Annotated in this window: 26 protein-coding genes; 14 read left to right on the plus strand and 12 right to left on the minus strand. The window is 57.4% G+C overall.

Going from position 1 to position 26,460, the window contains the following annotated elements; genetic code table 11:
- The first annotated feature begins 285 nt into the window (after positions 1 to 285).
- Both nadA and pnuC read left to right on the plus strand, forming a co-directional pair.
- A complete protein-coding gene (gene nadA / locus IM313_RS18440) occupies positions 286 to 1,329 on the plus strand; it encodes a quinolinate synthase NadA (protein ID WP_192971394.1) in 1,044 nt (347 codons plus the stop codon).
- A 23-nt stretch (positions 1,330 to 1,352) separates the two neighbouring features.
- A complete protein-coding gene (gene pnuC, locus IM313_RS18445) occupies positions 1,353 to 2,072 on the plus strand; it encodes a nicotinamide riboside transporter PnuC (protein ID WP_192971393.1) in 720 nt (239 codons plus the stop codon).
- Here the strand turns inward: pnuC and zitB are convergent.
- Positions 2,069 to 3,004, minus strand: a complete 936-nt coding sequence (zitB, locus tag IM313_RS18450) for a CDF family zinc transporter ZitB (protein ID WP_126326713.1) — start codon at positions 3,002 to 3,004, stop codon at positions 2,069 to 2,071. The genes pnuC and zitB overlap by 4 nt on opposite strands.
- A 106-nt stretch (positions 3,005 to 3,110) precedes the next feature.
- Positions 3,111 to 3,458 carry a protein YbgS gene (locus IM313_RS18455; protein ID WP_126326711.1) on the minus strand — a complete coding sequence of 116 codons (348 nt, stop codon included), beginning with the start codon at positions 3,456 to 3,458 and terminating at the stop codon, positions 3,111 to 3,113.
- Positions 3,459 to 3,761: 303 nt separating this feature from the next.
- Between IM313_RS18455 and aroG the strand changes: the two genes are divergently transcribed.
- Complete coding sequence (gene aroG, locus IM313_RS18460; protein ID WP_028012394.1) at positions 3,762 to 4,814, plus strand: 3-deoxy-7-phosphoheptulonate synthase AroG; 1,053 nt, start codon at positions 3,762 to 3,764, stop codon at positions 4,812 to 4,814.
- Between the two features lie 61 nt (positions 4,815 to 4,875).
- On the opposite strand, the gene gpmA is transcribed toward aroG, so the two are convergent.
- From gpmA to modE, 7 genes are all read right to left on the minus strand, one after another.
- Positions 4,876 to 5,628, minus strand: coding sequence for a 2,3-diphosphoglycerate-dependent phosphoglycerate mutase (gene gpmA / locus IM313_RS18465; RefSeq protein ID WP_008501111.1), 753 nt, complete (start codon positions 5,626 to 5,628; stop codon positions 4,876 to 4,878).
- Positions 5,629 to 5,834: 206 nt separating this feature from the next.
- The gene (gene galM / locus IM313_RS18470; RefSeq protein ID WP_059357964.1) at positions 5,835 to 6,875 is read right to left on the minus strand and encodes a galactose-1-epimerase; all 1,041 of its coding nucleotides are present in this window, start codon (positions 6,873 to 6,875) and stop codon (positions 5,835 to 5,837) included.
- Positions 6,869 to 8,017, minus strand: a complete 1,149-nt coding sequence (gene galK, locus IM313_RS18475) for a galactokinase (RefSeq protein ID WP_192971392.1) — start codon at positions 8,015 to 8,017, stop codon at positions 6,869 to 6,871. Before galK ends, galM begins: the two co-directional genes overlap by 7 nt.
- Before the next feature lie 2 nt (positions 8,018 to 8,019).
- Complete coding sequence (gene galT / locus IM313_RS18480; RefSeq protein WP_045630843.1) at positions 8,020 to 9,066, minus strand: galactose-1-phosphate uridylyltransferase; 1,047 nt, start codon at positions 9,064 to 9,066, stop codon at positions 8,020 to 8,022.
- A gap of 9 nt (positions 9,067 to 9,075) precedes the next feature.
- The gene (gene galE, locus IM313_RS18485) at positions 9,076 to 10,092 is read right to left on the minus strand and encodes a UDP-glucose 4-epimerase GalE (RefSeq protein WP_041910754.1); all 1,017 of its coding nucleotides are present in this window, start codon (positions 10,090 to 10,092) and stop codon (positions 9,076 to 9,078) included.
- 201 nt (positions 10,093 to 10,293) lie between these two features.
- Positions 10,294 to 11,766, minus strand: coding sequence for a molybdate ABC transporter ATP-binding protein ModF (gene modF / locus IM313_RS18490; protein ID WP_192971391.1), 1,473 nt, complete (start codon positions 11,764 to 11,766; stop codon positions 10,294 to 10,296).
- 67 nt (positions 11,767 to 11,833) lie between these two features.
- Complete coding sequence (modE, locus tag IM313_RS18495) at positions 11,834 to 12,622, minus strand: molybdenum-dependent transcriptional regulator (RefSeq protein WP_047367754.1); 789 nt, start codon at positions 12,620 to 12,622, stop codon at positions 11,834 to 11,836.
- 127 nt (positions 12,623 to 12,749) lie between these two features.
- Here modE and IM313_RS18500 point away from each other — a divergent pair, with 127 nt between their 5' ends.
- The 4 genes from IM313_RS18500 (at position 12,750) to modC (ending at position 15,601) form a co-directional block, all read left to right on the plus strand.
- Positions 12,750 to 12,899 (plus strand): AcrZ family multidrug efflux pump-associated protein, encoded by a 150-nt coding sequence (locus tag IM313_RS18500; protein ID WP_041910751.1) that lies wholly within the window; start codon positions 12,750 to 12,752, stop codon positions 12,897 to 12,899.
- 178 nt (positions 12,900 to 13,077) lie between these two features.
- Positions 13,078 to 13,851: a molybdate ABC transporter substrate-binding protein gene (gene modA, locus IM313_RS18505; protein WP_041910750.1), complete on the plus strand. Its 774-nt coding sequence runs from the start codon at positions 13,078 to 13,080 to the stop codon at positions 13,849 to 13,851.
- A complete protein-coding gene (gene modB / locus IM313_RS18510; RefSeq protein ID WP_041910749.1) occupies positions 13,851 to 14,540 on the plus strand; it encodes a molybdate ABC transporter permease subunit in 690 nt (229 codons plus the stop codon). Before modA ends, modB begins: the two co-directional genes overlap by 1 nt.
- Positions 14,541 to 14,542: 2 nt before the next feature.
- Positions 14,543 to 15,601: a molybdenum ABC transporter ATP-binding protein ModC gene (gene modC / locus IM313_RS18515; protein WP_028012403.1), complete on the plus strand. Its 1,059-nt coding sequence runs from the start codon at positions 14,543 to 14,545 to the stop codon at positions 15,599 to 15,601.
- On the opposite strand, the gene IM313_RS18520 is transcribed toward modC, so the two are convergent.
- Positions 15,602 to 16,420, minus strand: a complete 819-nt coding sequence (locus tag IM313_RS18520; RefSeq protein ID WP_041910747.1) for a pyridoxal phosphatase — start codon at positions 16,418 to 16,420, stop codon at positions 15,602 to 15,604.
- 140 nt (positions 16,421 to 16,560) lie between these two features.
- Between IM313_RS18520 and pgl the strand changes: the two genes are divergently transcribed.
- Complete coding sequence (gene pgl, locus IM313_RS18525) at positions 16,561 to 17,556, plus strand: 6-phosphogluconolactonase (RefSeq protein ID WP_041910746.1); 996 nt, start codon at positions 16,561 to 16,563, stop codon at positions 17,554 to 17,556.
- A gap of 443 nt (positions 17,557 to 17,999) precedes the next feature.
- A complete protein-coding gene (gene tisB, locus IM313_RS18530) occupies positions 18,000 to 18,089 on the plus strand; it encodes a type I toxin-antitoxin system toxin TisB (protein WP_023332440.1) in 90 nt (29 codons plus the stop codon).
- 55 nt (positions 18,090 to 18,144) lie between these two features.
- Here tisB and IM313_RS18535 read toward each other — a convergent pair whose 3' ends face one another.
- The gene (locus IM313_RS18535) at positions 18,145 to 19,428 is read right to left on the minus strand and encodes a putative acyl-CoA thioester hydrolase (protein ID WP_192971390.1); all 1,284 of its coding nucleotides are present in this window, start codon (positions 19,426 to 19,428) and stop codon (positions 18,145 to 18,147) included.
- A gap of 224 nt (positions 19,429 to 19,652) precedes the next feature.
- On the opposite strand from IM313_RS18535, the gene hutI reads away from it, so the two are divergent.
- The 5 genes from hutI to hutH all read left to right on the plus strand — a co-directional run bounded on the left by hutI (position 19,653) and on the right by hutH (position 25,895).
- The gene (hutI, locus tag IM313_RS18540) at positions 19,653 to 20,873 is read left to right on the plus strand and encodes an imidazolonepropionase (RefSeq protein ID WP_226837395.1); all 1,221 of its coding nucleotides are present in this window, start codon (positions 19,653 to 19,655) and stop codon (positions 20,871 to 20,873) included.
- A complete protein-coding gene (gene hutG / locus IM313_RS18545) occupies positions 20,870 to 21,808 on the plus strand; it encodes a formimidoylglutamase (protein WP_192971388.1) in 939 nt (312 codons plus the stop codon). Before hutI ends, hutG begins: the two co-directional genes overlap by 4 nt.
- Positions 21,809 to 21,827: 19 nt before the next feature.
- Positions 21,828 to 22,562: a histidine utilization repressor gene (locus IM313_RS18550; protein ID WP_126326701.1), complete on the plus strand. Its 735-nt coding sequence runs from the start codon at positions 21,828 to 21,830 to the stop codon at positions 22,560 to 22,562.
- 127 nt (positions 22,563 to 22,689) lie between these two features.
- The gene (hutU, locus tag IM313_RS18555; protein ID WP_028012410.1) at positions 22,690 to 24,378 is read left to right on the plus strand and encodes a urocanate hydratase; all 1,689 of its coding nucleotides are present in this window, start codon (positions 22,690 to 22,692) and stop codon (positions 24,376 to 24,378) included.
- Positions 24,375 to 25,895 (plus strand): histidine ammonia-lyase, encoded by a 1,521-nt coding sequence (gene hutH / locus IM313_RS18560; protein WP_192971387.1) that lies wholly within the window; start codon positions 24,375 to 24,377, stop codon positions 25,893 to 25,895. Before hutU ends, hutH begins: the two co-directional genes overlap by 4 nt.
- 84 nt (positions 25,896 to 25,979) lie before the next feature.
- On the opposite strand, the gene IM313_RS18565 is transcribed toward hutH, so the two are convergent.
- Positions 25,980 to 26,456, minus strand: coding sequence for a kinase inhibitor (locus IM313_RS18565; RefSeq protein WP_028012412.1), 477 nt, complete (start codon positions 26,454 to 26,456; stop codon positions 25,980 to 25,982).
- Between the last annotated feature and the right edge of the window lie 4 nt (positions 26,457 to 26,460).

Genomic DNA, 26,460 nt, shown 5'->3' on the forward strand with positions numbered 1-26,460 from the left:
CAGCAGGTTCGAGCCGAACGTAGTGAGGCACCGGAGCCGTTTACGGCGACGGCCCGAAGGGCGAGCGAAGCGAGTCATCCTGCACGACCCACCAGTGTAGAAAGGCGCCCTAAAGGCGCCTTTTTGCTATCTGCCGTACAACAAATGCTCCGCCCATCTATTCCCGGTGACTTTTCACTCCAGATTCGCTATCTTGTTTAGTATATAAAACACAATTGCCCTGCGTTTTGCTTTGTCAGGCAAAAGAAAGGCAATATTGTTAAGCCAGTAAAACGAGAAGCCATAATGAGCGTGATGTTCGATCCTGAAGCCGCAATCTATCCGTTTCCGCCAAAGCCTGTGCCATTAAGCCAGGATGAAAAACAATTCTACCGCGAGAAGATCAAACGGCTTCTCAAAGAGCGCGATGCGGTGATGGTTGCCCATTACTACACCGATCCGGAAATCCAGCAGCTGGCGGAAGAGACCGGGGGCTGTATTTCTGATTCACTGGAGATGGCCCGCTTCGGTGCAAAACATCCCGCTTCCACGCTGCTGGTTGCAGGCGTGCGCTTTATGGGCGAAACGGCAAAGATCCTCAGCCCGGAAAAAACCATTCTGATGCCGACGCTCAATGCGGAGTGTTCGCTCGATCTCGGCTGCCCGATTGACGAATTCAACGCCTTCTGCGACGCCCATCCTGACCGGACCGTGGTCGTTTACGCCAACACCTCTGCGGCGGTAAAAGCGCGCGCAGACTGGGTGGTTACGTCGAGCATCGCCGTTGAGCTGATTGAGCATCTGGACAGCCTGGGTGAGAAAATTATCTGGGCCCCGGACCGCCATCTTGGCAATTACGTTCAGAAGCAGACCGGCGCTGACGTTCTCTGCTGGCAGGGCGCCTGCATTGTGCACGACGAATTCAAGACCCAGGCGCTGTCCCGTATGAAGGCGCTTTATCCTGACGCGGCCATTCTTGTGCACCCTGAATCACCGCAGTCGATTGTTGATATGGCCGATGCGGTTGGCTCAACCAGCCAGCTTATCAACGCGGCCAGGACGCTGCCGAACAAGCAGCTCATCGTCGCGACCGATCGCGGTATCTTCTATAAGATGCAGCAGGCCGTACCGGAGAAAGAGCTGCTGGAAGCACCAACGGCAGGTGAGGGCGCGACGTGCCGCAGCTGCGCGCATTGCCCGTGGATGGCGATGAACGGCCTGAAGGCCATTGCCGAAGGGCTCGAGACAGGCGGTGCAGCGCATGAAATTCATGTGGATGCCGCTCTGCGTGAAGGTGCGTTAATTCCGCTTAACCGCATGCTGGATTTTGCGGCTACACTACGTACTTAATTCAAAAACGCCCTGGGGAAAAGATGGATTTTTTTAGCACGCAAAACATTCTGGTTCATATACCGATTGGTGCAGGTGGCTATGACCTGTCATGGATTGAAGCCGTAGGCACGCTGGCTGGGTTGCTGTGTATCTGGCTGGCAAGCCTGGAGAAGATCAGCAACTACGCGTTCGGGCTGATTAACGTCACGCTGTTTGCGATTATCTTCTTCCAGATCCAGCTGTACGCCAGCCTGCTTTTACAGCTGTTTTTCTTCGCTGCCAATATTTACGGCTGGTACGCCTGGTCCCGGCAGAACAGCCAGCAGGAGGCTGAGCTGCAGATCCGCTGGCTGCCCTTACCGAAAGCCATCGCCTGGTTTGTCGCCTGCGTCGTCGCAATTGGTTTGATGACCGTCTACATCAACCCGGTGTTTGCGTTCCTGACCCGCGTTGCCGTTTCGGTCATGTCCGCTATTGGCCTCAACGTGACGATGCCGGAGCTTCAGCCGGATGCCTTCCCGTACTGGGATTCCTGCATGATGGTGCTGTCGATCGCGGCGATGGTGCTGATGACCCGTAAATACGTTGAGAACTGGCTGCTGTGGGTCATCATCAACGTCATCAGCGTGGTGATTTTTGCCCTTCAGGGCGTCTATGCCATGTCGCTGGAGTATCTGCTGCTGACCTTCATTGCCCTGAACGGCAGCCGGATGTGGATCAAGAGCGCGCGTGAGCGTGGCTCACACGCGCTTTCAAGCTAGTGGTGATGATGTGAATGGTCGGGCTGCGCCTCGTTAAGGTGGCAGTCCGGCCCGCTACAGGGCTGATACTCCATCTGGATGGTGGCGTGACCTATCTCATAGTGATGTTCAAGAAAGTGCTGGATGCGTTCAAGCAGCGCGTCGTGGTCGTGGGGCGGGATGACCTGGACGTGCAGCGTCATGACCGGCTTCTCGCCTACCAGCCAGACGTGCACGTGATGAACGTTACGCACTTCCGGGACAGTACGGCGCAGGTTTCGTTTCAGCTCGTCAATGTCCATTGATGCCGGCGCCCCTTCTAGCAGTTCATTGACGCTCTCCTTCAGCAGCCGCCAGGCGCTGCGCAAGACCAGACACGATACCAGCACGGAGAGAATGGGGTCGACAGGCGTCCAGCCGGTATAGAGGATCACCAGCGCGGCGACAATCGCCCCGACTGAGCCGAGCAAATCCCCCAGCACATGCAGAGCCGCAGCGCGAACGTTGAGGTTCTTTTCCCCGCTGCCGCGATGCAAAATCCAGAACGCCAGAATATTTGCCAGCAGCCCCGCCACGGCAATCACCATCATTGTCGTCCCGGCGATGGGCTGCGGGTGCCTGAAACGCTGTACGGCCTCCCAGACGATAAGAACAGTAATAACCACCAGCGCGATGGCGTTAACAAACGCGGCAAGGGTGGTCAGCCTCAGCCAGCCGAAGGTGTGGCGCGCATTGGGTGGACGACGCGCGAACTGCACGGCCAGCAGGGCGAAGAGCAGCGCGGCGGCATCGGTCAGCATGTGTCCTGCATCAGCCAGAAGCGCCAGAGAGCCGGAAACCAGGCCGCCAATGACCTCGATAATCATAAAGGTTGCCGTGACGCCAAAAGCGAGCATAAGTCGTTTAGCGTTGTCGTTGCCGGGTGAATGCGAGTGGGAATGGGAGTGCGCCATGTCTGCTTTCCTGATGTGTTATTGTTTTTAGTGTAGCGTTTTTAATAGGTTACTCCAAAAAGAAAGGAGAGCCTGGGCTCTCCTTTTTCTGACGGTTCATTACAAATTACTGGGTGGTGCCATCGGTTTTGGTATTGGCGTCATTACCCACCTTGTCGTTAGGATCCGGGCATTTGCCGTCTTTGCACACAGAGTTCTTGTGAACCTCATCCGAGCTCATGTTGCCATGATTCATGGTGCCGTCGGTGTGGGTGTTTCCATTATTTATCTGACTATTATCGACATTATTCGGGGCGATATTCTGTTTCGCATCAGGCGCAACCTGGCCTGCCGCAGCCGCCGCATTGGCATCACCGTTGCTGTCTGAAGCACCCGTTTCTGCGGCCAGGACGCTGCCGCTGGCAAGGGTGAGTGTGGCAGTCAGGAAGAGGGTAGTCAGTTTTGTCATTTTCATGATGGTGCTCCTGTTCTTGTCGTTACGCTGGATAACATTCTCCAACAGTGCATCTTTTTAGAGGCGAAAGATTCCGCCTTACGGACTTACGTCAGTAGGGAATCGCGTTTAAGCGTTTAAAAATGGTTGTTACAGTTAAAAAGCTTAGGTTAGATCTCATTTTTCGCTATTTTGTGGCGATTTTTAGGCGAATTCCAGGAATTATCTGCGTGAAGTGTAAAACCGTGTTTACACTTCCTGGTCGACAAGATAGATTGAAAGGATTGCTTTCATTACTAAAGATATGGCAGAGCTGGAAAGAAGATGAATTATCAGAACGACGATTTACGCATCAAAGAGATCAATGAGTTATTACCTCCTGTAGCACTCCTTGAGAAATTCCCCGCCACTGAAAATGCCGCAAATACGGTTTCTCATGCTCGTAAAGCGATCCACAAGATCCTTAAAGGTAATGACGATCGTCTTCTGGTGGTGATTGGCCCGTGCTCCATTCACGATCCTGCCGCTGCGAAAGAGTATGCGGCTCGTCTGCTCACCCTGCGTGAAGAGTTAAAGGATGAGCTGGAAATCGTCATGCGCGTCTATTTTGAAAAACCGCGCACGACCGTGGGCTGGAAAGGGCTGATTAACGATCCGCACATGGATAACAGTTTCCAGATCAACGACGGCCTGCGCATTGCTCGCAAGCTGCTGCTGGAGATCAACGACAGCGGCCTGCCTGCTGCCGGCGAGTTCCTGGATATGATTACGCCACAATACCTGGCAGACCTGATGAGCTGGGGCGCCATTGGTGCCCGTACCACTGAATCTCAGGTTCATCGCGAGCTGGCTTCCGGTCTCTCATGTCCGGTGGGCTTCAAAAACGGTACTGATGGCACCATCAAAGTGGCTATCGATGCCATCAACGCCGCGGGTGCGCCGCACTGCTTCCTGTCCGTGACCAAATGGGGTCACTCCGCCATCGTCAACACCAGCGGTAACGGTGATTGCCATATCATTCTGCGCGGCGGTAAAGAGCCAAACTACAGTGCAAAACACGTGGCAGAGGTGAAGGCCGGGCTGGAAAAAGCCGGGCTGCCACCGCAGGTGATGATCGACTTCAGCCACGCCAACTCCAGCAAGCAGTTCAAAAAGCAGATGGAAGTGGGGGCAGACGTCTGTCAGCAGATCGCTAACGGTGAGAAGGCGGTAATTGGGGTGATGATCGAAAGCCATCTGGTTGAAGGTAACCAGAACCTGGAAGGCAGCGAGCCGCTGGTGTATGGCAAAAGCGTCACCGATGCCTGCATTGGCTGGGACGATACCGATGCCATCCTGCGTCAGCTGGCGAATGCGGTAAAAGCGCGCCGCGGCTGAGTCCTCACGCACAAATAAAAAAGCGCGGAAGGCTCCGCGCTTTTTTTACGTCCGGCGAAAATTACTTCGCTTTACCCTGGTTCGCGACAGCCGCTGCTTTCGCTGCGATCTCGTCCGCGTTACCCAGGTAATAATGTTTGATTGGCTTAAAGTTTTCGTCGAACTCATATACCAGCGGTACGCCAGTTGGGATGTTCAGTTCGAGGATCTCGTCTTCGCCCATGTTGTCCAGGTATTTCACCAGCGCGCGCAGGGAGTTACCGTGAGCAGCGATGATCACGCGCTCACCGCTTTTCAGGCGTGGCAGAATGGTTTCGTTCCAGTAAGGCACAACGCGGTCGATGGTCAGCGCCAGGCTCTCGGTAGTTGGCAGCTCAGCATCGGTCAGTTTCGCGTAGCGCGGGTCGTGGCCCGGATAGCGCTCGTCATCTTTGGTCAGCTCTGGTGGGGTGACCGCGAAGCCGCGACGCCACTGTTTAACCTGCTCGTCGCCGTATTTCTCAGCGGTTTCCGCTTTGTTCAGACCCTGCAGCGCACCGTAGTGACGCTCGTTCAGTTTCCAGGATTTCTCAACCGGCAGCCAGGCCTGATCCAGTTCGTCCAGCACGTTCCACAGGGTGTGGATGGCACGTTTCAGCACAGAGGTGTAAGCAAAATCAAAGCTGAAGCCTTCTTCCTTCAGCAGTTTACCTGCTGCTTTTGCTTCGCTTACGCCTTTCTCGGACAGATCAACGTCGTACCAACCGGTAAAGCGGTTTTCGTTGTTCCACTGGCTTTCGCCGTGACGCACCAGGACCAGCTTAGTAATAGCCATCTCTTACTCCTCAAGCATTTTTAGAATGATAACAATTCTCATTATATTGCTGTGGCCGTGCCAGCAGCAACGCTTAACCCTAACCATAGCGAAAATAGTCTCTGAGTGTAAGATGCTTGTGAATCCAGGGTTAGGATTTTGTCAGCGATCGGCGCTATTTTCAGCAAGACGCGCAGAAAAAAGCCCTCCGATGGGAGGGCTGGAAATCATTTCGGAATAAAATGGTATTCCGTCACGCTAATGTACTCTTCACCGGGGCGCAGCACGCAGTCCGGCTGCGGCCATTCAGGATGATTGGGGCTGTCCGGCAGGAACTCGCTCTCAAGCGCAAGTCCTTGCCAGTCGCTGTACTCATTGTGTTCGCGCGCCGTCGTGCCGCCGAGGTAGTTGCCCGAGTAGAATTGCAGGGCTGGGGCGGTGGTATACACCGTCATCTGCAGTTTCTCATCGCTGGACCAGACCTGTGCGGCAGGCTGCTTCACATCACCTTTGGCGTGCAGCAGGAACGCGTGATCGTAGCCTTTCACCTTGCGCTGATCGTCATCGCTCAGGAAATCCTGGGCGATAACTTTCGCGCTGCGGAAGTCAAAGCTGGTCCCGCTCACGTCTTTCAGGCCCTGATACGGAATGCCCATCTCGTCAACCGGCAGATACGCGTCCGCCAGGATCTGCAGCTTGTGGTTACGCACGTCGCACTGGTTGCCGTCGAGATTGAAGTAGGCATGGTTAGTCAGGTTAACCGGACACGGCTTGTCGACCGTCGCACGGTATTCAATAGCGATACGGTTGTCGTCCGTCAGCGTAAAGCGCGCGGACGCGGTAAGGTTCCCCGGGAAGCCCTGATCGCCATCAAGCGAATCCAGCGAGAACAGCACTTCGCCGTCGTTTTGACGAACAATTTTCCAGCGGCGTTTATCAAACCCGTCCGGACCGCCGTGAAGCTGGTTCTCGCCCTGGCTTGGCAGCAGCGGGTACTGCACGCCGTCGAGCTCAAAACGGCTTTTCGCGATGCGGTTGGCATAGCGCCCGACGGACGCGCCCAGATAGGCAGACTGATTAACGTACTGCTCGGGTGAGGCGCAGCCCAGCAGGGTTTCGCGCACGCTGCCGTCCGGCATCGGTACGCGGGCAGAAAGCAGGGTCGCACCCCAGTCCATCAGCGTAACCACCATCCCCGCGCTGTTGCGCAGGGTTAACAGGCGATACGGCAGACCATCCGGTGCGAGGGTAGGTGTTTCGTTTAGCACTGTCCGGCTCCTTGTGATGCTTTACATACATAGAACGTTTCTTTGATGCCCGTTTGCGCTTCGTACTGCTTCGCCACGGCGTCCTGGACGGCAGGGACCAGCTCTTCCGGCACCAGCGCGACGATGCAGCCGCCAAAGCCGCCGCCCGTCATGCGCACGCCGCCTTTATCGTCAATAACCGCTTTGACGATGTCCACCATGGTGTCGATCTGCGGTACGGTGATTTCAAAATCATCGCGCATGGAGGCGTGAGATTCCGCCATCAGCTCACCCATGCGCTTCAGGTCGCCTTTCGCCAGCGCGGAGGCGGCTTCAACGGTACGGGCGTTTTCGGTCAGCACGTGACGCACGCGTCTGGCGACGACAGGATCCAGCTCGTGCGCCACTTTGTTAAATTCATCGAGCGTCACGTCGCGCAGGGCAGGCTGCTGGAAGAAGCGCGCGCCGGTTTCGCACTGTTCGCGGCGGGTGTTGTACTCGCTGCCCACCAGCGTGCGTTTAAAGTTACTGTTGATAATCACGACGGCCGCGCCTTTTGGCAGGGGAACGGCTTTGGTACCAAGCGAGCGGCAGTCGATCAGCAGCGCATGCTCTTTTTTGCCCAGCGCGGAGATCAGCTGGTCCATAATGCCGCAGTTGCAGCCCACGAACTGGTTTTCCGCTTCCTGACCGTTCAGGGCAATTTGCGCCCCGTCCAGCGGCAGATGATACAGTTGCTGGAAGACGGTTCCCACGGCCACTTCGAGCGAGGCCGACGAGCTTAAGCCCGCACCCTGCGGCACGTTGCCGCTGATGACTAAATCGGCACCGCCGAAATTCTTGTTGCGCTTCTGCAGATGCTTCACTACGCCGCGCACGTAGTTAGACCACTGCTGGCTGTCGTGCGTCACAATCGGGGCATCAAGGGAAAACTCGTCCGTCTCATTACCGTAATCCGCCGCAATGACGCGGACTTTACGGTCGTCGCGCTTCGCACAGCTGATAACCGTCTGGTAATCGATGGCGCACGGCAGCACGAAGCCGTCGTTGTAGTCGGTGTGCTCGCCGATCAGGTTGACGCGACCAGGCGCCTGAATTACGTGGGTGGCAGGGTAGCCAAATTTCTCAGCAAACAGGGATTGTGTTTTATCTTTCAGACTCATTTTTAGACTCCTGATTCGCGATAGTGGACGTCGCTGACGGCACGCAGACGCTCTGCCGCCTGTTCCGCCGTCAGGTCACGCTGGGTTTCCGCCAGCATTTCATAGCCCACCATAAATTTACGCACCGTTGCAGAGCGCAGCAGCGGCGGATAGAAATGGGCGTGCAGCTGCCAGTGCTGATTATCTTCGCCGTTAAACGGCGCGCCGTGCCAGCCCATGGAGTACGGGAAGGAGCACTGGAACAGGTTGTCGTAACGGCTGGTCAGCTTTTTCAGCGCCAGCGCCAGGTCGTCGCGCTGCGCGTCGCTGAGATCGGTAATGCGCTGAACGTGCGCTTTCGGCAGCAGCAGCGTCTCAAACGGCCAGGCGGCCCAGTAAGGCACGACCGCCAGCCAGTGTTCGGTTTCCACTACGGTACGGCTGCCGTCGGCCAGCTCGCGCTGGGTGTAGTCCACCAGCATGGGTGAGCCGTTTTCTGCGAAATAGTCCTTCTGCAGACGGTCTTCACGCTCGGCTTCGTTGGGCAGGAAGCTGTTCGCCCAGATCTGGCCGTGCGGATGCGGGTTAGAGCAGCCCATCGCCGCGCCTTTGTTTTCGAACACCTGCACCCACGGATAGCTCTGCCCCAGCTCAGCGGTTTGCGCCTGCCAGGTGCTGACCACCTCTTTCAGCGCGTCCACGCTCAGCTCCGGCAGCGTTTTGCTGTGATCGGGCGAGAAGCAGATCACGCGGCTGGTACCGCGCGCGCTTTCGCAGCGCATCAGCGGGTCGTGGCTCGCGGGGGCATCCGGGGTGTCGGTCATCAGGGCGGCAAAATCGTTGGTAAACACGAAGGTGCCTTTGTAGTCCGGGTTTTTATCCCCGGTCACGCGCGTGTTGCCCGGACAGAGGAAGCAATCCGGGTCGTGCTGCGGCAGGGTCTGTTTTGCAGGCGTCTCCTGCGCCCCCTGCCAGGGACGCTTGGCGCGATGCGGAGAGACCAAAATCCATTGCCCGCTTAGCGGGTTAAAACGACGATGCGGATGATCGACGGGATTAAACGAAGTCATGACGGATCCTTAGTCCGGATAACCCTGCGGGTGGCGTGACTGCCAGTGCCAGGTATCCTGTGCCATTTCATCAAGCGTGCGGGTGACACGCCAGTTAAGTTCTTTATCGGCCTTGGTGGCATCGGCCCAGTAAGCAGGCAGGTCGCCATCACGACGCGGAGCGAAGTGGTAGTTCACCGGCTTACCGCAGGCTTTGCTGAAGGCGTTAACCACGTCCAGCACGCTGCTGCCGACCCCGGCACCGAGGTTATAAATATGCACGCCCGGTTTGTCAGCCAGCTGCTGCATGGCTGCAACGTGGCCGTCTGCTAAATCCATCACGTGGATATAGTCACGCACGCCGGTGCCGTCTTCGGTCGGGTAGTCATTGCCAAAAATGGCCAGCGACTCGCGACGGCCTACCGCCACCTGGGCGATGTACGGCATCAGGTTGTTCGGGATACCCTGCGGATCTTCACCCATATCGCCAGACGGATGGGCGCCGACCGGGTTGAAGTAGCGCAGCAATGCGATGCTCCACTCCGGCTGGGCTTTTTGCAGGTCGGTCAGGATCTGCTCTACCATCAGCTTGCTTTTGCCGTATGGGCTTTGCGGCGTACCGGTCGGGAAGCTTTCAACGTAAGGAATTTTTGGCTGATCGCCATAGACGGTGGCGGAGGAGCTAAAGATAAAGTTTTTGACGTTTGCCGCGCGCATGGCGGAGATCAGACGCAGGGTACCGTTGACGTTGTTGTCGTAATACTCAAGCGGTTTCGCAACGGATTCACCGACCGCTTTCAGCCCCGCGAAGTGGATCACCGCTTCGATGGCGTGGTCGTGAAGGATCTCGGTCATCAGCGCTTCGTTGCGGATGTCGCCTTCAACGAAAGTCGGCTGTTTACCGCCAAGACGTTCAATCACCGGCAGCACGCTGCGCTTACTATTGCACAGGTTGTCGAGGATGATCACATCGTGACCATTTTGCAGCAGCTGCACACAGGTATGACTTCCGATGTAACCGCTACCACCTGTTACCAGAACTCGCATAATTCGCTCCATTGGGCCTATGGTATGTAATAACCATAGCATAACAGAGACGCAAAAAGTGTGACATGGGATAAAATAGTGGAATCGTTTACACTCGTTATCACACTCGCTTTTTCGATGACGTAGAGCATTCTAGATCAAAGAGATAGCGATGTATTGATGCAAGTTATCTGAAAAGAGGAGGGCGGTGCCCTCCGCGGTTTAATCTACGTTGCTGAGAAGGTAGCGATAACCCTCACCGTCCGCGACGAACTCGAGGCGGTGGGTGATGCAGGCGGGGGCATCTTCGGCATGGTGTGAAACGAACAGCAGCTGCGTTTCACCTTCGCTAATCAGCACGTCCACAAAGCGGCGGACCAGCTGTCGGTTAAGCGGATCCAGCCCCTGCAGCGGCTCGTCGAGGATCAGGAGCGTAGGGTGTTTTACCAGCGCGCGAACGATCAGTGCCAGGCGCTGCTGCCCCCACGACAGGCTATGAAACGGCGCGTCAGCCACCCGGTTATCCATCCCCAGAATATCCAGCCACTGCTGGGCCAGCTTGTGCTGTTTATCTGACACCGCCTGATAAATGCCGATGGAATCAAAATAGCCGGAAAGGATCACGTTGCGTACCGTGGTACTGACCCGGTAATCCAGATGCAGGCTGCTGCTAACGTAGCCAATGTGCTTTTTGATATCCCAGATGGTTTCGCCGCTGCCGCGACGGCGGCCAAACAGCGTCAGATCGTTACTGTAGCCCTGCGGGTGATCGCCGGTTATCAGGCTCAGTAGCGTGGATTTCCCCGCGCCGTTGGGACCGACAATCTGCCAGTGTTCGCCAGGATTAACCGTCCAACTGAGGTGATTCAGGATCGGTCGTTCGTCATAGGAGACTACGCCATCGCGCAGGACGATAAGCGGCTGCCGGGGATCGAGACCGTGGCGTGCTGCCGGCGCGTCGGGATCAGGCAGCGCAATGCCCGCCAGCTTTTCGCTGTGCGCAAGCTGGGCAATCAGCGCCTGTCGGAGCAGCGCGGATTTTTCTCCGGTTTCGATCAGGTTACAGTCTGCCAGCACGCCCGCGTTCTGCACGAAGTCAGGAATTTCATCAAAGCGGTTCAGCACCAGTACGATCGTATAGCCTTCCTGATTCAGAGAGCCCAGCAGGGCAGCCAGCTGGGCGCGGGAGTGGACATCCAGCCCGTCAAAGGGCTCATCCAGAATCAGCAGCTCCGGCTGGCTCATGAGCGCCTGGCACAGCAACGTTTTCCGCGTCTCGCCGGTAGAGAGGTACTTAAAGCGCCGGTTCAGCAGCGCGGAAATGCCAAACTGTTCCGCCAGATGCTGACAGCGGGCGGGATCTTTCACCTCATCCTGAATAATTTCCGCCGCCGTGCGGCCGGTATCTTCTTCGCCAGGACTGAGTAAATCGGTATTGTTGCGCTGCCACTCGTCGCTGACCAGCTTCTGCAGCTGTTCAAAGGACAGGCGCGTCAGGCGCGTGAAATCGCTCCGGCATTCGCCTTTGAGAAGGGTAAGCTCTCCGGCCAGCGCGCGGGCCAGCGCGGATTTACCGCTGCCGTTAGTGCCGACAAACGCCCAGCTTTCACCCGCGCGTATTGTCAGATCGGCAATCGTCAGCGTTCGGGTATCGCTAAGACGAAACGCACCTTGCGAAATATGCAATGATGACATGATGTATCCCATTTTTTGCAGCAATAGATATCAGGGATACGCACTGTCGTCACGATTGTCAATGCGCTCAGCACAATGTGGCGATAATCACCCGGTCCGCGTTGAAATATGCGGTGACGACAGCACCTTCTTCTAAATCGTTCGCCTCGCTGAGCGGGACCGTGGCGCAAAGCGCTTGTCCGTCTGCCAGGGGCATCAGCACTTCGCACTGCTCCTTGCCGCGTTCGATATGGCTGATGGTGCCCCGCAGCTGGTTATCAGCCGCCTTTGCCTTGTCCGGGTCGCGTGTGATATTGACCCAAGGTGCTTTCAGCAACACCAGCACCTCTTTACCTTCATCCAGGTCAAGCCGCTCTGCGCTCTGGGCCGTTATCGCCGCTTTCAGACGGGTGACACCATCGGCAAGCAAGATCTCAACATGCTGCTGTACCTGGAGATTATCGCGCGCCGTCACCGTACCAAACCACTGGTTGCGGGCGCTGGTCTGCAACGAGAAGCGGGAAATGGCTGCCAGCAAGCTGTCCAGCGGAACGTTGTCGTCGTCACTCAATACATCGAACGCTTTTTGCTGAATCTGGCCCAGGAGATCGTAGAGCTGAATCAGGCGCAGGCCGTAGCGTGTGACAACAGCACCTCCACCGCCTTTGCCCCCTGTGGCTCTGTCCACCAGGGGATGCTCGCTCAGGGTGTTCATGTCATTGATGGCATCCCAGGCGCTTTTATAGCTGATCCCGGCGTTCTTAGCGCCCTGGCTAATTGAGCCGGTTTGTTCTATCTGTTTAAGCAGGGCAATACGTCGGGGATCGGCGAAAAGCTTTTGCTGAAGTCGGAGAGTAAGAAGAATTTCGGCCTGCATAACAGTGTCCTGGCAAAAAGAATATTGTGACCCAAATGGTGCAGGGCGCAAAGGGCACCGCACAAAAGGGGATGTTTTTCTTACTTTTCAGGGTAGAATAGCCCATTCACAAAATCTGGAGAAAACCATGTTAGAGTTGTTGAAAAGTCTGGTATTCGCCGTGATCATGGTACCAGTAGTGATGGCCATCATCCTCGGTGCCATCTACGGCCTGGGTGAAGTGTTCAACATCTTTTCGAATATCGGTCACAGAGACCGTGCGAAAAAGCAGCATTAATTTCCCACAAAACGCCCGGCTTGCCCGGGCGTTTTGCTCTCAAGCTTTTCTTACTTTCGCCGATATTATTTAACGTAACACACCGTGTTACCCCTTGAGCGGTACGAATTACCGCTGGGATCTCCCTGACGATACCGTTATATTAATATGTATATAACGATACTCACAGGAGTTACAGATGGCACGTTCATGGGTACGCCTTTTCGCAGGGGCAACGTTGACGCTTTCACTTACCGGACACGCGCTGGCGGACGAAGGTAAAATCACGGTCTTTGCGGCAGCGTCGTTGACCAACGCGCTGCAGGATATTGCGGCGGCGTATAAAAAAGAGAAAAACGTCGAGGTAGTCTCCTCTTTTGCCTCTTCCTCTACGCTGGCACGGCAGATAGAAGCGGGCGCTCCGGCAGATCTGTTTATCTCTGCTGACCAGAAGTGGATGGACTACGCGGTGGAGAAGAAATCGATTGATGCGGCGACCCGCGAAACGCTGCTGGGCAATAGCCTGGTTGTGGTTGCACCGAAGGCCAGCGCGCAGGGTGAAATCACCATCAATAAAGAGACAAACTGGACCCGCCTGCTGAACGGTGGCCGTCTGGCGGTGGGTGACCCGGAACACGTTCCGGCCGGGATTTACGCCAAAGAAGCGCTGCAAAAGCTGGGCGCGTGGGAGACCCTGTCACCAAAACTGGCCCCGGCGGAAGATGTGCGCGGCGCGCTGGCGCTGGTGGAGCGTAACGAAGCTCCGCTGGGCATTGTGTATGGTTCCGATGCCGTTGCCAGCAAGGGTGTAAAAGTGGTTGGCACCTTCCCGGAAGACTCCCACAAGAAAGTGGAATATCCTGTGGCGATTGTTGATGGACATAAAAATGCGACCGTAACGGCCTTCCGCGATTATCTGAAGGGGCCGGAGGCGTCCGCAATCTTTAAACGTTATGGATTTACGACTCACTGATGATACTGACCGATCCTGAATGGCAGGCTGTTCTGCTGAGCCTTAAAGTCTCTTCCCTGGCGGTTGCGCTGAGTTTGCCCTTTGGGATCTTTTTTGCCTGGCTACTGGTTCGCTGTCGGTTCCCCGGCAAAGCGCTGCTCGACAGCGTCCTTCATCTTCCCCTGGTTTTACCGCCCGTGGTGGTCGGTTATCTGCTGCTGATTTCGATGGGGCGACGCGGTTTTATCGGCGAAAAGCTCTACGACTGGTTCGGAATCACCTTTGCCTTTAGCTGGCGCGGTGCGGTACTGGCGGCGGCGGTGATGTCATTCCCGCTGATGGTCAGAGCGATCCGCCTCGCGCTGGAAGGCGTGGATATGAAGCTCGAACAGGCAGCCCGCACGCTCGGTGCCGGGCGCTGGCGCGTCTTTTTTACCATCACGCTTCCGCTTACGCTGCCGGGCATCATTGTCGGGACGGTGCTGGCGTTCGCCCGCTCGCTGGGCGAGTTTGGTGCGACCATCACCTTTGTGTCGAACATTCCCGGCGAGACGCGGACCATCCCATCGGCCATGTATACCCTGATTCAGACGCCAGGGGGAGAGAGTGCCGCAGCGCGGCTGTGCATCATCTCTATCGTATTAGCCCTGGTTTCGCTGCTGGTTTCTGAATGGCTGGCACGGCTAAGCCGCGAACGGATGGGGAAATAACGATGCTGGAACTGAATTTCACCCAGACGCTGGGTAACCATACTCTGACGCTTAACGAGACGCTGCCTGCAAGCGGCATCACCGCCGTCTTCGGCGTGTCGGGCGCGGGTAAAACGTCTCTGATTAACGCCATCAGCGGCCTGACGCGCCCGCAGTCAGGGCGCATTGTCCTGAACAACCGCGTCCTGAATGACGTGGAGAACAAGATTTACCTTTCGCCGGATAAACGCCGCATCGGCTATGTTTTTCAGGACGCGCGCTTGTTCCCGCACTACAGCGTGCGCGGCAACCTGCGCTACGGCATGGCGAAAAGCATGGCCGGTCAGTTTGATAAGCTGGTGACGCTTTTAGGCATTGAACCCCTGCTCGACAGGCTGCCGTCCTCGCTCTCCGGCGGGGAGAAACAGCGTGTGGCTATAGGCCGCGCGTTGCTGACCGCCCCCGAACTGCTGCTGCTCGACGAGCCGCTGGCCTCGCTGGATATACCGCGCAAGCGCGAGCTTTTGCCTTACCTGCAGCGTCTGACCCGCGAAATTAATATTCCGATGCTCTACGTCAGCCATTCGCTGGATGAGATCCTCCATCTGGCCGACAAAGTGCTGGTGCTGGAAGAGGGCAGCGTGAAGGCCTTCGGCAACCTGGAAGAGGTGTGGGGCAGTAGCGTGATGCACCCCTGGTTACCCAGGGAACAGCAGAGCAGCATCCTGAAGGTGAGCGTTCTGGAGCATCATCCGCACTACGCGATGACCGCCCTGGCGCTGGGCGACCAGCATCTTTGGGTCAATAAGATCGACAAACCGTTGCAGTCCGCGCTGCGGATCCGCATCCAGGCGTCGGACGTCTCGCTGGTGCTGCAGCCGCCGCTGCAAACCAGTATTCGAAATATTCTGCGCGCCAAGGTGGCGGAATGTTTTGATGATAACGGGCAGGTAGAGGTGAAGCTCGACGTGGGCAGCAGGACGCTCTGGGCGCGCATCAGCCCGTGGGCCAGGGATGAGTTAGCAATCAAGCCCGGCCTGTGGCTTTACGCGCAAATCAAGAGCGTTTCGATCACCGCCTGATTACAGCAGGTGGGTATAAATGTACTGCGCGATGCTATCGGTGGTGTTGTCGCCAATCACCACGTTAGCGCGCGCTTTTACCGCGTCGTCCGCATTACCCATCGCCACGCCCGTACCGGCGGCTTCCAGCATGCTGATGTCGTTGTAGTTGTCGCCGAAGGCGATCGCGTCCTGCATTGACCAGCCCTGCGATTCCACGTACTGCGTCAGACGCTTGCCTTTGCTGTTGCCTTTGCGGGCAATATCCACCTGATCGTGCCAGGACCATTCGCACTCCAGCCCCAGCGTGTCCTCGACGTGTTTCGCGAAGGTATTCAGTTTGGTGGTGTCTTCATCCGTCAGGGCAAACTTCCAGATAGCCTCAACGTCCTGGGCCGCCTGACGCAGAGAGGAAACCTGGGTAAAGACCGGACGCTGCGCTTCTGGCAGGGACAACGCCCAGTTGCTGGTGCGTACCACATGGCCGGTTGGGCGCTCGTACACCATCGCGTTATCCACATACATCAGGCCGTGAACGTTATGCTCATCCAGCAGATCAATCAGCTGCAGCGCCTGGGGAACCGGCAGCGGGTCGGAGGCTAAAACCTTTTTTGCCTGATAATCATACAAATAAGTGCCATTACAACAAATTGCAGGTGTATCCAGCGCCAGTGCCTGATAAAAAGGGTGAATGGCAACGTGATGTCGACCCGTTACGATAAGGAGTTGATATCCCACTTCCTGCGCGCGTTTAAGCGCTTCAAGGGAGGAGGGGAGCAGGGTTTTCTGAGGGGTAAGTAATGTTCCGTCTAAATCCAGTGCAATCACACGCGAGGTCATTTGTTCTTCCGGGTTAATGTTGAATTTTAGGTCTCAGGGGATGTTACACCGAGAGTAAATCGCTGCAAAATTCCTGGCTAAAATTCAGCATTCACCGTTAAAAATAATCACTTTCACGTGCAGTGAGGAAAGGAGTATTCATGAAACAAACCGTTTATACCGCCAGTCCTGAAAGTCAGCAGATCCACGTCTGGCGCTTGAATGCAGAAGGTTCGCTCACGCTGGTTCAGGTTGTTGATGTGCCGGGCCAGGTGCAACCGATGGTCGTCAGCCCGGATAAACGTTTCTTATACGTGGGTGTGCGCCCGGAGTTTCGCGTGCTGGCCTACCGCATCTCTCCTGACGACGGCGCGCTGACCTACACCGCTGAAGCGCCACTGCCGGGCAGCCCAACCCACATCTCGACCGATCGTAAAGGCCGCTTCATTTTTAGCGGTTCTTACAATGCCGGTTGCGTCAGCGTGACCCGTCTTGACGATGGTATTCCGGTAGAAACTGTCGACGTGGTGGAAGGGCTGGAAGGCTGCCATTCGGCGAATATCTCCCCGGACAACCGCACGCTGTGGGTGCCTGCGCTGAAGCAGGATCGTATCTGCCTGTTCACCCTGAGCGACGATGGTCACCTGGTGGCGCAGAATCCTGCTGAAGTCACCACCGTTGAGGGCGCAGGTCCTCGCCATATGGTATTCCACCCGAACCAGCAATATGCCTACGTCGTTAACGAACTGAACAGCTCGGTGGACGTATGGGAGCTGAAAGATCCAAACGGCCAGATTGAGTGCGTGCAGACGCTGGACATGATGCCGTCTGACTTCTCTGACACTCGCTGGGCGGCAGATATTCACATCACGCCGGATGGTCGTCATCTGTACGCCTGCGACCGCACCTCCAGCCTGATTACCGTCTTCAGCGTCTCCGAAGATGGCAGCGTGCTGGCTATTGAGGGCTTCCAGCCAACGGAAACCCAGCCGCGCGGCTTTAATATCGATCACAGCGGTAAATACCTGATTGCGGCGGGGCAGAAATCCCACCACATCGCGCTGTATGAAATCAAAGGCGAGCAGGGTCTGCTGGAAGAGAAAGGACGCTATGCGGTAGGTCAGGGGCCAATGTGGGTGGTGGTTAACGCTCACTAAGCGGCTTAAAACAAAAAACCTCGCGAATGCGAGGTTTTTTTATGCCCGGTGGTAGCCGGGTGAGCACATCAAAACGTAACCAACAAGGTCATCATAATGTCGACTCAAGGCGATGTAAATTCATCGTCAACGAACAAAGGAGAACACGGAATGAACAGTAAATAGTATATAAATAATAATCAGTCACTTAAGTGCTTTTGCTTTATAAATTCCTAAATTGGTTTTAACTGTTTTTATGTACAGTGGTGATTTGATATCATTCTGTGCGTTGGTTCGATGTGTTGCAGTTCCGCAATTCAGGATCCTTTTTAAGTCCTGGCTGTCGGGTGGTGCTGACGGTGCCTAAACTGCGGAGCACATCAAAACATAACCAACACACCTCTGGTGACAGGCAGCGGAAAGGTAAACCAGAGGAGAAGTGCTCTATACCAAAGGAGTGGCGTATGAGCGGTGTGGAATGGGCAATTCTGTTCCTGCAACTCATGGTTGCGATTATGCAACTATTGGATGCGTATCTTAAGTTTGGAGCCTGACGCATTCAGTCGCAGTAAAAAGGGGGATTAAACTCCCCCTTTTACTCTCATCTCGTTACTGCTTCGGCTCAGCAACCACGTTGCTGCCCAGACCGCGGTTGTTGTATTCCCACATGCGGTTGAAGTTCGCGTCGTTCAGGTTGCGCTGCACGTTTCCTTTATCGTCCACCGCACCGGTGTTGCCGGAGAACGGACGTTTGGAGACAGCCGCATCAGCCCACGGCTTCGCCACGTTAAAGCCTTCGTTGATCACGCTGTCGCGGATAACGACCTGGCCGTTGGTGGCAGAGTCCACGTCCAGGGAGCGGCCCAGCTGCGCCACGCCGTCACCGGCCGCGTTAAAGCGGCTGTTCACGGCCAGGAAGCCGTAAAACAGGTTAGACTGGGTTGCCGGCGCAAACACATAGCCTTCCTGCTGGGTACGGGAATTCACCACGCGGAAATCGGTGTTATCAAACACCACCGCGCCGCGACCGGACACCAGATCCACGTCACCTTCAACGTAGCTGTTGGTCACCAGCGTACGGGTCAGACGGTTGTTCTGCAGCGTGTTCTGTACGCCGCTGTTGGTCACGAAGAAGGTGTTCTGACGGCCCAGAATATTGACGTTGTTAATCTGCACCTTATCGCCGTCGCTACGCAGCGCCACGGCCTGATGGTTACCGGCATCCACGCTGTCACCCAGGGTATTCTGAATGGTCAGGTTCTGCAGCTGCAGACCGTTGTTTTGAGACCAAAATACCGCTGAGCACATCACGCCAACGGTGGCGGAACGCTTGCTCTGGCAGTTATCAAACATATACCACGCCGGTTTGCCCGGCATATATTTGCCTGCCGGGTTCACCAGGTGACGCCAGGCGGTGCTGTCGATTTCGGAATCAATCGCCAGGCCAATTTTTACGTCGATGGCTTTTTCACCCAGACCGTAAATCGTAATGCTGCCAGGAGCCGCCGGAACATACACGGTGCCTTCGTATTCACCCGGCAGGATCGCGATGTACTGGCGAGACGCGCTGTGTTTAGTGATTGCCGCGTCAACCGCTGCCTGGATAGAGGTATGCGTTACGCCCTGCGCGCCAGCCGGGCCAACAACGAAGTCAGGCTGTTTAGGCAGGTTAATAGAAGACGGTGTCCACGGCGCGGCGTTAGGATCCATCGCCGAGAAGTAATGGGCGCGGTCGAAATTCTTCGCTTCATCCGCGGACAAAATCGGGCGGGAGGCGGTACCGGGCGCTACCTGCTCAGAAGGACGCTGATCCGGTGGTGTAGAACTGCATGCGGATAATGTCACGCCAAAGGCGAGCGCTAACGCCAGACGGGAAATCCTGGAAATGTTCAAGGTGAAGCTCCTGGGTATGCAAGTCTTTACGGGATAGACGAAATAGCCTGCTTTTTTATACTAAGTTGAGCGAAACGGGAAGATAAAAAGGGTAAAAGTTGCATTTTTTGCCCGGAGGTGACGGGAAAGTCATCACAAATAAATAACATTTTCCCTTAAGGCGGTTGACAGCAGACGATGGATGCAAATAAATGTCTATACAACCCATGACAAGTGGAATGCCCATGCAGCTTCAACCTGACGATGTTATATGGCGAAATGCGCGCCTGGCAACAATGGTTCCCGATACATCCGCGCCTTATGGCCTGAAAGAGCAGCACGCGCTGGTCGTGCGCGGCCAAACTATCCTTGGCGTGCTTCCTGAATCTGACCTTCCTTCCGGACACCGTCACGTCATCGATCTTGAGGGACGTCTGGTCACGCCTGGCCTGATTGACTGCCATACCCATCTGGTATTTGGCGGCGACCGCGCGGCGGAGTGGGAACAGCGTCTGAACGGCGTCTCTTACCAGACCATCAGCGCTCAGGGGGGCGGGATTAACGCCACCGTGACGGCAACGCGCAGCAGTTCCCTGGAAACCCTGCTGAAACTTGCGCAGCAGCGGCTCCAGCGTCTGATGAATGAAGGTGTAACGACCGTTGAAATCAAATCGGGATACGGACTCAACGCCGAGGCCGAAGAGAAGATGCTGCAGGTTGCCCGCCAGCTGAGCCTCGATAATCCGATCGATATCAGCCCAACGCTGCTGGCGGCCCATGCGGTTCCGCCGGAATACCGACAGGATCCGGATGCGTACCTCGCGCTGGTTTGCGTGCAGATCCTGCCCACGCTGTGGCAAAAAGAGTTATATGAAGCAGTAGACGTGTTTTGTGAAAACGTCGGCTTTACCCCGTCGCAAACCGAGCGCCTCTTCCAGGCCGCCGCCGCGCTCGGTATTCCGGTGAAAGGGCACGTCGAGCAGCTGTCGAATCAGGGCGGAGCGGCGCTGGTCAGCCGGTATAAAGGGCTCTCTGCCGATCATATCGAATATCTCGACGACGCGGGCGTTCAGGCGATGGCGCAGAGCGGTACGGTTGCGGTATTGCTCCCCGGCGCGTTCTATTTTCTGCAGGAGCGCCAGCGTCCGCCGGTTGATCAGCTCCGAAAACGTGGTGTGCCGTTGGCCGTCGCCACCGACTATAACCCCGGCACCAGCCCGTTTGCCAGCCTGCACCTGGCGATGAATATGGCCTGCGTCCAGTTTGGCCTGACGCCCGAAGAGGCCTGGGCTGGCGTCACGCGGCATGCGGCGCAGGCGCTGGGCCGCGGCGCAACGCACGGGCAGCTGCAGTCGGGGTTTGTCGCTGATTTTATCGTCTGGGATGCTCACCATCCGGTAGAGATGGTCTACGAGCCGGGACGCAATCCGCTGTATCAGCGTATTTTCCGTGGGGAGGCAGTATGAGGTTATGGCGGCCCGTCGCCGAAACGGTCTGGCAGGGGCGAGACGACAGCGCTGAGGCCAGCAATGCAACGCGCATTTTCCAGACGATACAACAGCAGGCGCTGTTCACGCCGCTTTCATCCGGCATCGCGCTGATAGGCTTTGAATGCGATGCAGGGGTTAAACGCAATCAGGGCAGGCCCGGCGCCGCGCAGGCCCCTGATATTCTGCGCAAAGCGCTGGCGAATATGGCAAGCCATCAGGGACACGAACGGCTGACGGATATGGGCTCGGTGTACGTTGAAGGCGATGAGCTTGAACCCGCGCAGCGGGCGCTAAGCGATGCCGTGACGGCCTGCCAGCAGTCCGGGATGCGCACGCTGGTGTTTGGCGGCGGGCATGAAACTGCCAGGGCGCATGGACGGGGTGTTCTGGATGCGTTCCCCGGCGAGCGCGTGGCGGTGATAAACCTGGATGCGCATCTCGACCTGCGCAAGGCCGACCGGGCGACGTCCGGTACGCCGTTTCGTCAGCTGGCTCAATACTGCGATGAATGCGGGCGCGAGTTTCGCTACGCCTGCTTTGGCGTCAGCCGCGCGGCGAACACCCAGGCACTGTGGGATGAGGCCGAACGCCTGAACGTCACGCTGGTGGAGGATCTTCATTTCAGACGCGAGGCATTATCGGCGCTGGAAAAGGTGCTGGCGCAGGCCGATCGTGTCTATCTGACGATCGATCTGGACGTCCTGCCCGCGGGCGAAATGCCTGCCGTTTCCGCCCCTGCGGCGTTAGGCGTCCCGGCAATGGATCTTATGCCGGTTATTGAACAAATCTGCCGCAGCGGTAAGCTGCAGGCCGCCGATCTGGTAGAGTTTAACCCACAGTACGATCGGGACGGACAGGGCGCAAAGCTCGCCGCCCGTCTGGCCTGGCAAATTGCTCACTGGTGGGCATAACACTATTAAAGGAGTCACGATGTTTTCACGCTCACCCCTGCCGCAACCGAGCCCGCCCGCGCCTTTCTATGAAAAGGTGAAGCAGGCGATCAGCGAAAAAATCGCCACCGGCGTCTGGCGCCCGCACGATCGCATTCCGTCGGAGGCCGAGCTGGTGGCGCAGTTCGGTTTTAGCCGGATGACCGTCAACCGGGCGCTGCGCGAGCTCACCGACGAAGGACTTCTGGTGCGCCTGCAGGGCGTGGGGACGTTTGTGGCGGAACCGAAAGGGCAATCTGCCCTGTTTGAAATCCGCAGCATTGCCGATGAGATAACCTCGCGTAATCATCAGCACCGCTGCGAAGTGTTGGTGCTGGAAGAGACCCAGGCCAGCGCCGAGCAGGCCGCTGAGCTAAATGTCAAAGAGGGTAGCCGCATCTTCCACTCTGTGATGGTGCATTTTGAAAACGACATTCCGGTGCAGATTGAAGATCGCTGCGTCAACGCAGAGCGGATACCGGAATACCTGAACCAGGATTACACCCACACCACGCCGCACGCGTATCTCTCGCTCGTTGCACCGCTCACGGAAGGGGAGCACATTGTGGAGGCCGTACGCGCGACGCCGCAGGAGTGCGAGCTGTTGCGCATTAAAGAACACGATCCGTGCCTGCTGATCCGCCGTCGTACCTGGTCATCATCGCATATCGTGTCGCACGCCCGACTGCTTTTCCCGGGGAACCGTTACCGGCTGCAGGGCCACTTTATGTCATAAGTTTTATAAGCGTGATCGCTAACGCAATATAACAAAATTGTATCTTTTTTGTTAAATCCGACCTTGTGTGTGCTTGTCTATACAAGTATATCTAAATGCATCATCTGTCCCTTATGAGGAGCACACAATGTCGTCAGGTAAATACCGCCAGCAGGACGTCCGCGCCGCGCGCGGCACCACGCTTACTGCCAAAAGCTGGCTCACCGAAGCCCCGCTGCGCATGTTGATGAACAACCTTGATCCTGAGGTGGCGGAAAATCCCCACGAACTGGTGGTCTACGGCGGCATAGGCCGTGCCGCACGCAACTGGGAATGCTATGACGCAATTGTAAAATCCCTGACCGAACTCGAACACGACGAAACCCTGCTGGTGCAGTCCGGCAAGCCGGTTGGCGTATTTAAAACCCATAAGAACGCGCCGCGCGTGCTGATCGCCAACTCTAACCTCGTGCCGCACTGGGCCACCTGGGAACACTTCAACGAGCTGGACGCGAAAGGGCTGGCGATGTATGGCCAGATGACCGCCGGGAGCTGGATCTACATCGGCAGCCAGGGGATTGTGCAGGGCACCTACGAAACCTTCGTGGAAGCGGGGCGCCAGCACTATAACGGCTCGCTGAAGGGCCGCTGGGTGCTTACCGCCGGTCTGGGCGGGATGGGTGGCGCGCAGCCGCTGGCCGCCACGCTGGCCGGCGCGTGCTCGCTGAACATTGAATGCCAGCAGAGCCGCATTGATTTCCGTCTGCGTACCCGCTACGTCGACGAACAGGCCGAGAATCTTGATGACGCGCTGGCGCGCATCAAAAAATACACGTCCGAAGGCAAAGCGGTGTCGATTGCCCTGTGCGGCAACGCGGCGGATATTCTGCCGGAGCTGGTTGCCCGCGGCGTGCGTCCGGATCTCGTTACCGACCAGACCAGCGCCCATGACCCGCTGCACGGTTACCTGCCAAAAGGCTGGACGTGGGAAGACTACCAGCAAAAAGCGGAAACCGACCCTGAAGGCACGGTACTGGCGGCTAAGCGTTCGATGGCGGAACACGTCTCCGCGATGCTGGCCTTCAGCCAGTTGGGCATTCCAACCTTTGACTACGGCAACAACATCCGCCAGATGGCGAAAGAGATGGGCGTGAATAACGCCTTCGACTTCCCCGGCTTCGTGCCTGCCTATATCCGTCCGCTGTTCTGCCGCGGCATCGGCCCGTTCCGCTGGGTGGCCTTGTCCGGCGATCCGCAGGATATCTACAAAACTGACGCTAAAGTGAAGGAGATCGTCGCAGACGACGAACACCTGCACCACTGGCTGGATATGGCTCGCGAACGCATCAGCTTCCAGGGCTTGCCGGCGCGCATCTGCTGGGTAGGGCTGGAGTGGCGGCAAAAGCTGGGTCTGGCCTTCAACGAAATGGTGCGCAGCGGTGAAGTCTCCGCGCCTATCGTCATTGGCCGCGACCATCTGGACTCCGGCTCCGTCGCCAGCCCAAACCGTGAAACCGAAGCCATGCGCGACGGATCTGACGCGGTCTCCGACTGGCCATTGCTTAATGCCCTGCTGAATACCGCCAGCGGCGCCACCTGGGTCTCGCTGCACCACGGCGGCGGCGTCGGGATGGGCTTCTCCCAGCACTCAGGGATGGTCATCGTCTGTGATGGAACCGATGAAGCGGCCGCGCGCATCGCCCGTGTGCTGCACAACGACCCGGCAACCGGCGTGATGCGTCACGCGGATGCGGGTTACGAGATTGCCATTGACTGTGCCAAAGAGCAGGGACTGAACCTGCCGATGATCCCTGCCACACAAGGAAAGCATGCATGAACGCGTTAACACTCACTCCCGGCTCGCTGACGCTCAAACAGCTGCGTAACGTCTGGCGCCAGCCGGTCACCCTTTCACTTGATGAAAGCGCCCACGCCGCGATAAACGACAGCGTCGCCTGCGTAGAAGCGATTGTTGCCGAAGGGCGCACTGCCTACGGGATTAACACCGGCTTTGGCCTGCTGGCGCAGACCCGCATCGCCACGCACGATCTGGAAAACTTACAGCGTTCGCTGGTGCTGTCGCACGCGGCGGGCGTCGGCCAGCCGCTGGATGATGAGATTGTCCGTCTGATGATGGTGCTCAAAATCAACAGCCTGGCGCGCGGTTTCTCGGGCATTCGCCTGAGCGTGATCCAGGCGCTGATGGCCCTGGTGAATGCAGAAGTCTATCCGTGGATCCCGGCAAAAGGTTCCGTCGGTGCCTCCGGCGATCTCGCCCCGCTGGCGCACATGTCGCTGCTGCTGCTGGGTGAGGGCATAGCGCGCTGGCAGGGCGAGTGGCTCCCTGCGAAAGAAGCGCTGGCAAAAGCCGGCTTAACGCCAGTCACCCTCGCGGCAAAAGAGGGGCTGGCGCTGCTCAACGGCACGCAGGCGTCGACGGCCTTTGCGCTGCGCGGCCTGTTTGAAGCGGAAGATCTCTTTGCCTCGGCGGTGGTGTGCGGTGCGCTGACCACCGAGGCTGTGCTCGGCTCGCGTCGTCCGTTTGACGCGCGTATTCACGCGGTGCGCGGCCAGCGCGGGCAGATTGATGCCGCCGCCATGTACCGCCACGTGCTTACCGACACGAGTGAGATTGCGGATTCACACCATAACTGCGAGAAGGTGCAGGATCCGTATTCTCTGCGCTGTCAGCCGCAGGTGATGGGCGCGTGCCTGACGCAGCTGCGCCAGGCGGCAGAGGTGCTGCTGGTGGAGGCCAATGCGGTCTCCGACAACCCGCTGGTATTCGCCGAGGAAAACGAGGTGGTCTCCGGGGGCAACTTCCACGCCGAGCCGGTGGCGATGGCGGCGGACAATATCGCGCTGGCGATTGCCGAAGTCGGCGCGTTGTCCGAGCGCCGTATCGCGCTGATGATGGATAAACACATGTCCCAACTGCCACCGTTCCTGGTGCGTAACGGCGGGGTTAACTCAGGCTTTATGATCGCTCAGGTGACGGCCGCAGCGCTGGCAAGCGAGAACAAAGCGCTGTCGCACCCGCACAGCGTGGACAGCCTGCCAACCTCGGCGAACCAGGAAGATCACGTGTCGATGGCCCCGGCGGCCGGGCGTCGTCTGTGGGAGATGGCCTCCAACACCCGCGGCGTGCTGGCGGTGGAGTGGCTGGCGGCGTGTCAGGGTATCGATCTGCGCGAAGGGCTTAAATCCAGCCCGCTGCTGGAGCAGGCGCGCCATGTGCTGCGCGAGCACGTCACGCATTACGATGACGACCGCTTCTTCGCGCCGGATATTGATAAGGCGATGCAGCTTCTGGAAGAGGGACACCTTGTAGGACTGCTACCTTCGGTGCTGTGATGTTTTGCCCGGAGGCGCTGCGCTTACCGGGCCTACGAATGCGAGATCCAGGCCGGGTAAGGCGTAGCCGCTACCCGGCTTTTTTCAGGAATACATCGCCGTAATCGACGCGCTCCCCAGGGAATGGAAATGCACGTTAAACCCGACCATCGCGCCGCTCGCGCCTTCATCGACCTCAATCTTCTCCACATCCAGCGCGTGCACCGTGAAGATATAGCGGTGGGTTTCCCCTTTTGGTGGCGCCGCGCCGCCGTAGCCCGCTTTACCAAAGTCAGTGCGCGTCTGAATGGCACCTTCAGGCAGGGCAACCAGGTCTGAACCGGAACCCTGCGGCAGCACGCGCGTGTCGGCGGGCAGGTTCGCCACAACCCAGTGCCACCAGCCCGAGCCGGTCGGCGCGTCCGGGTCGTAGCAGGTCACGACAAAGCTTTTGGTTCCTGCAGGAACGTCGTCCCACGCCAGGTGCGGGGAGATATTATCCCCCTGATAGCCCATGCCGTTGAAAACGTGGCGTTCCGGGAGTTTTTCACCGTCGCGCAGATCTTTACTGATGATTTTCATACGG

The organism is Enterobacter cloacae complex sp. P2B, from assembly GCF_014895985.1.
GTDB classification, from domain to species: Bacteria; Pseudomonadota; Gammaproteobacteria; order Enterobacterales; family Enterobacteriaceae; genus Enterobacter; species Enterobacter bugandensis.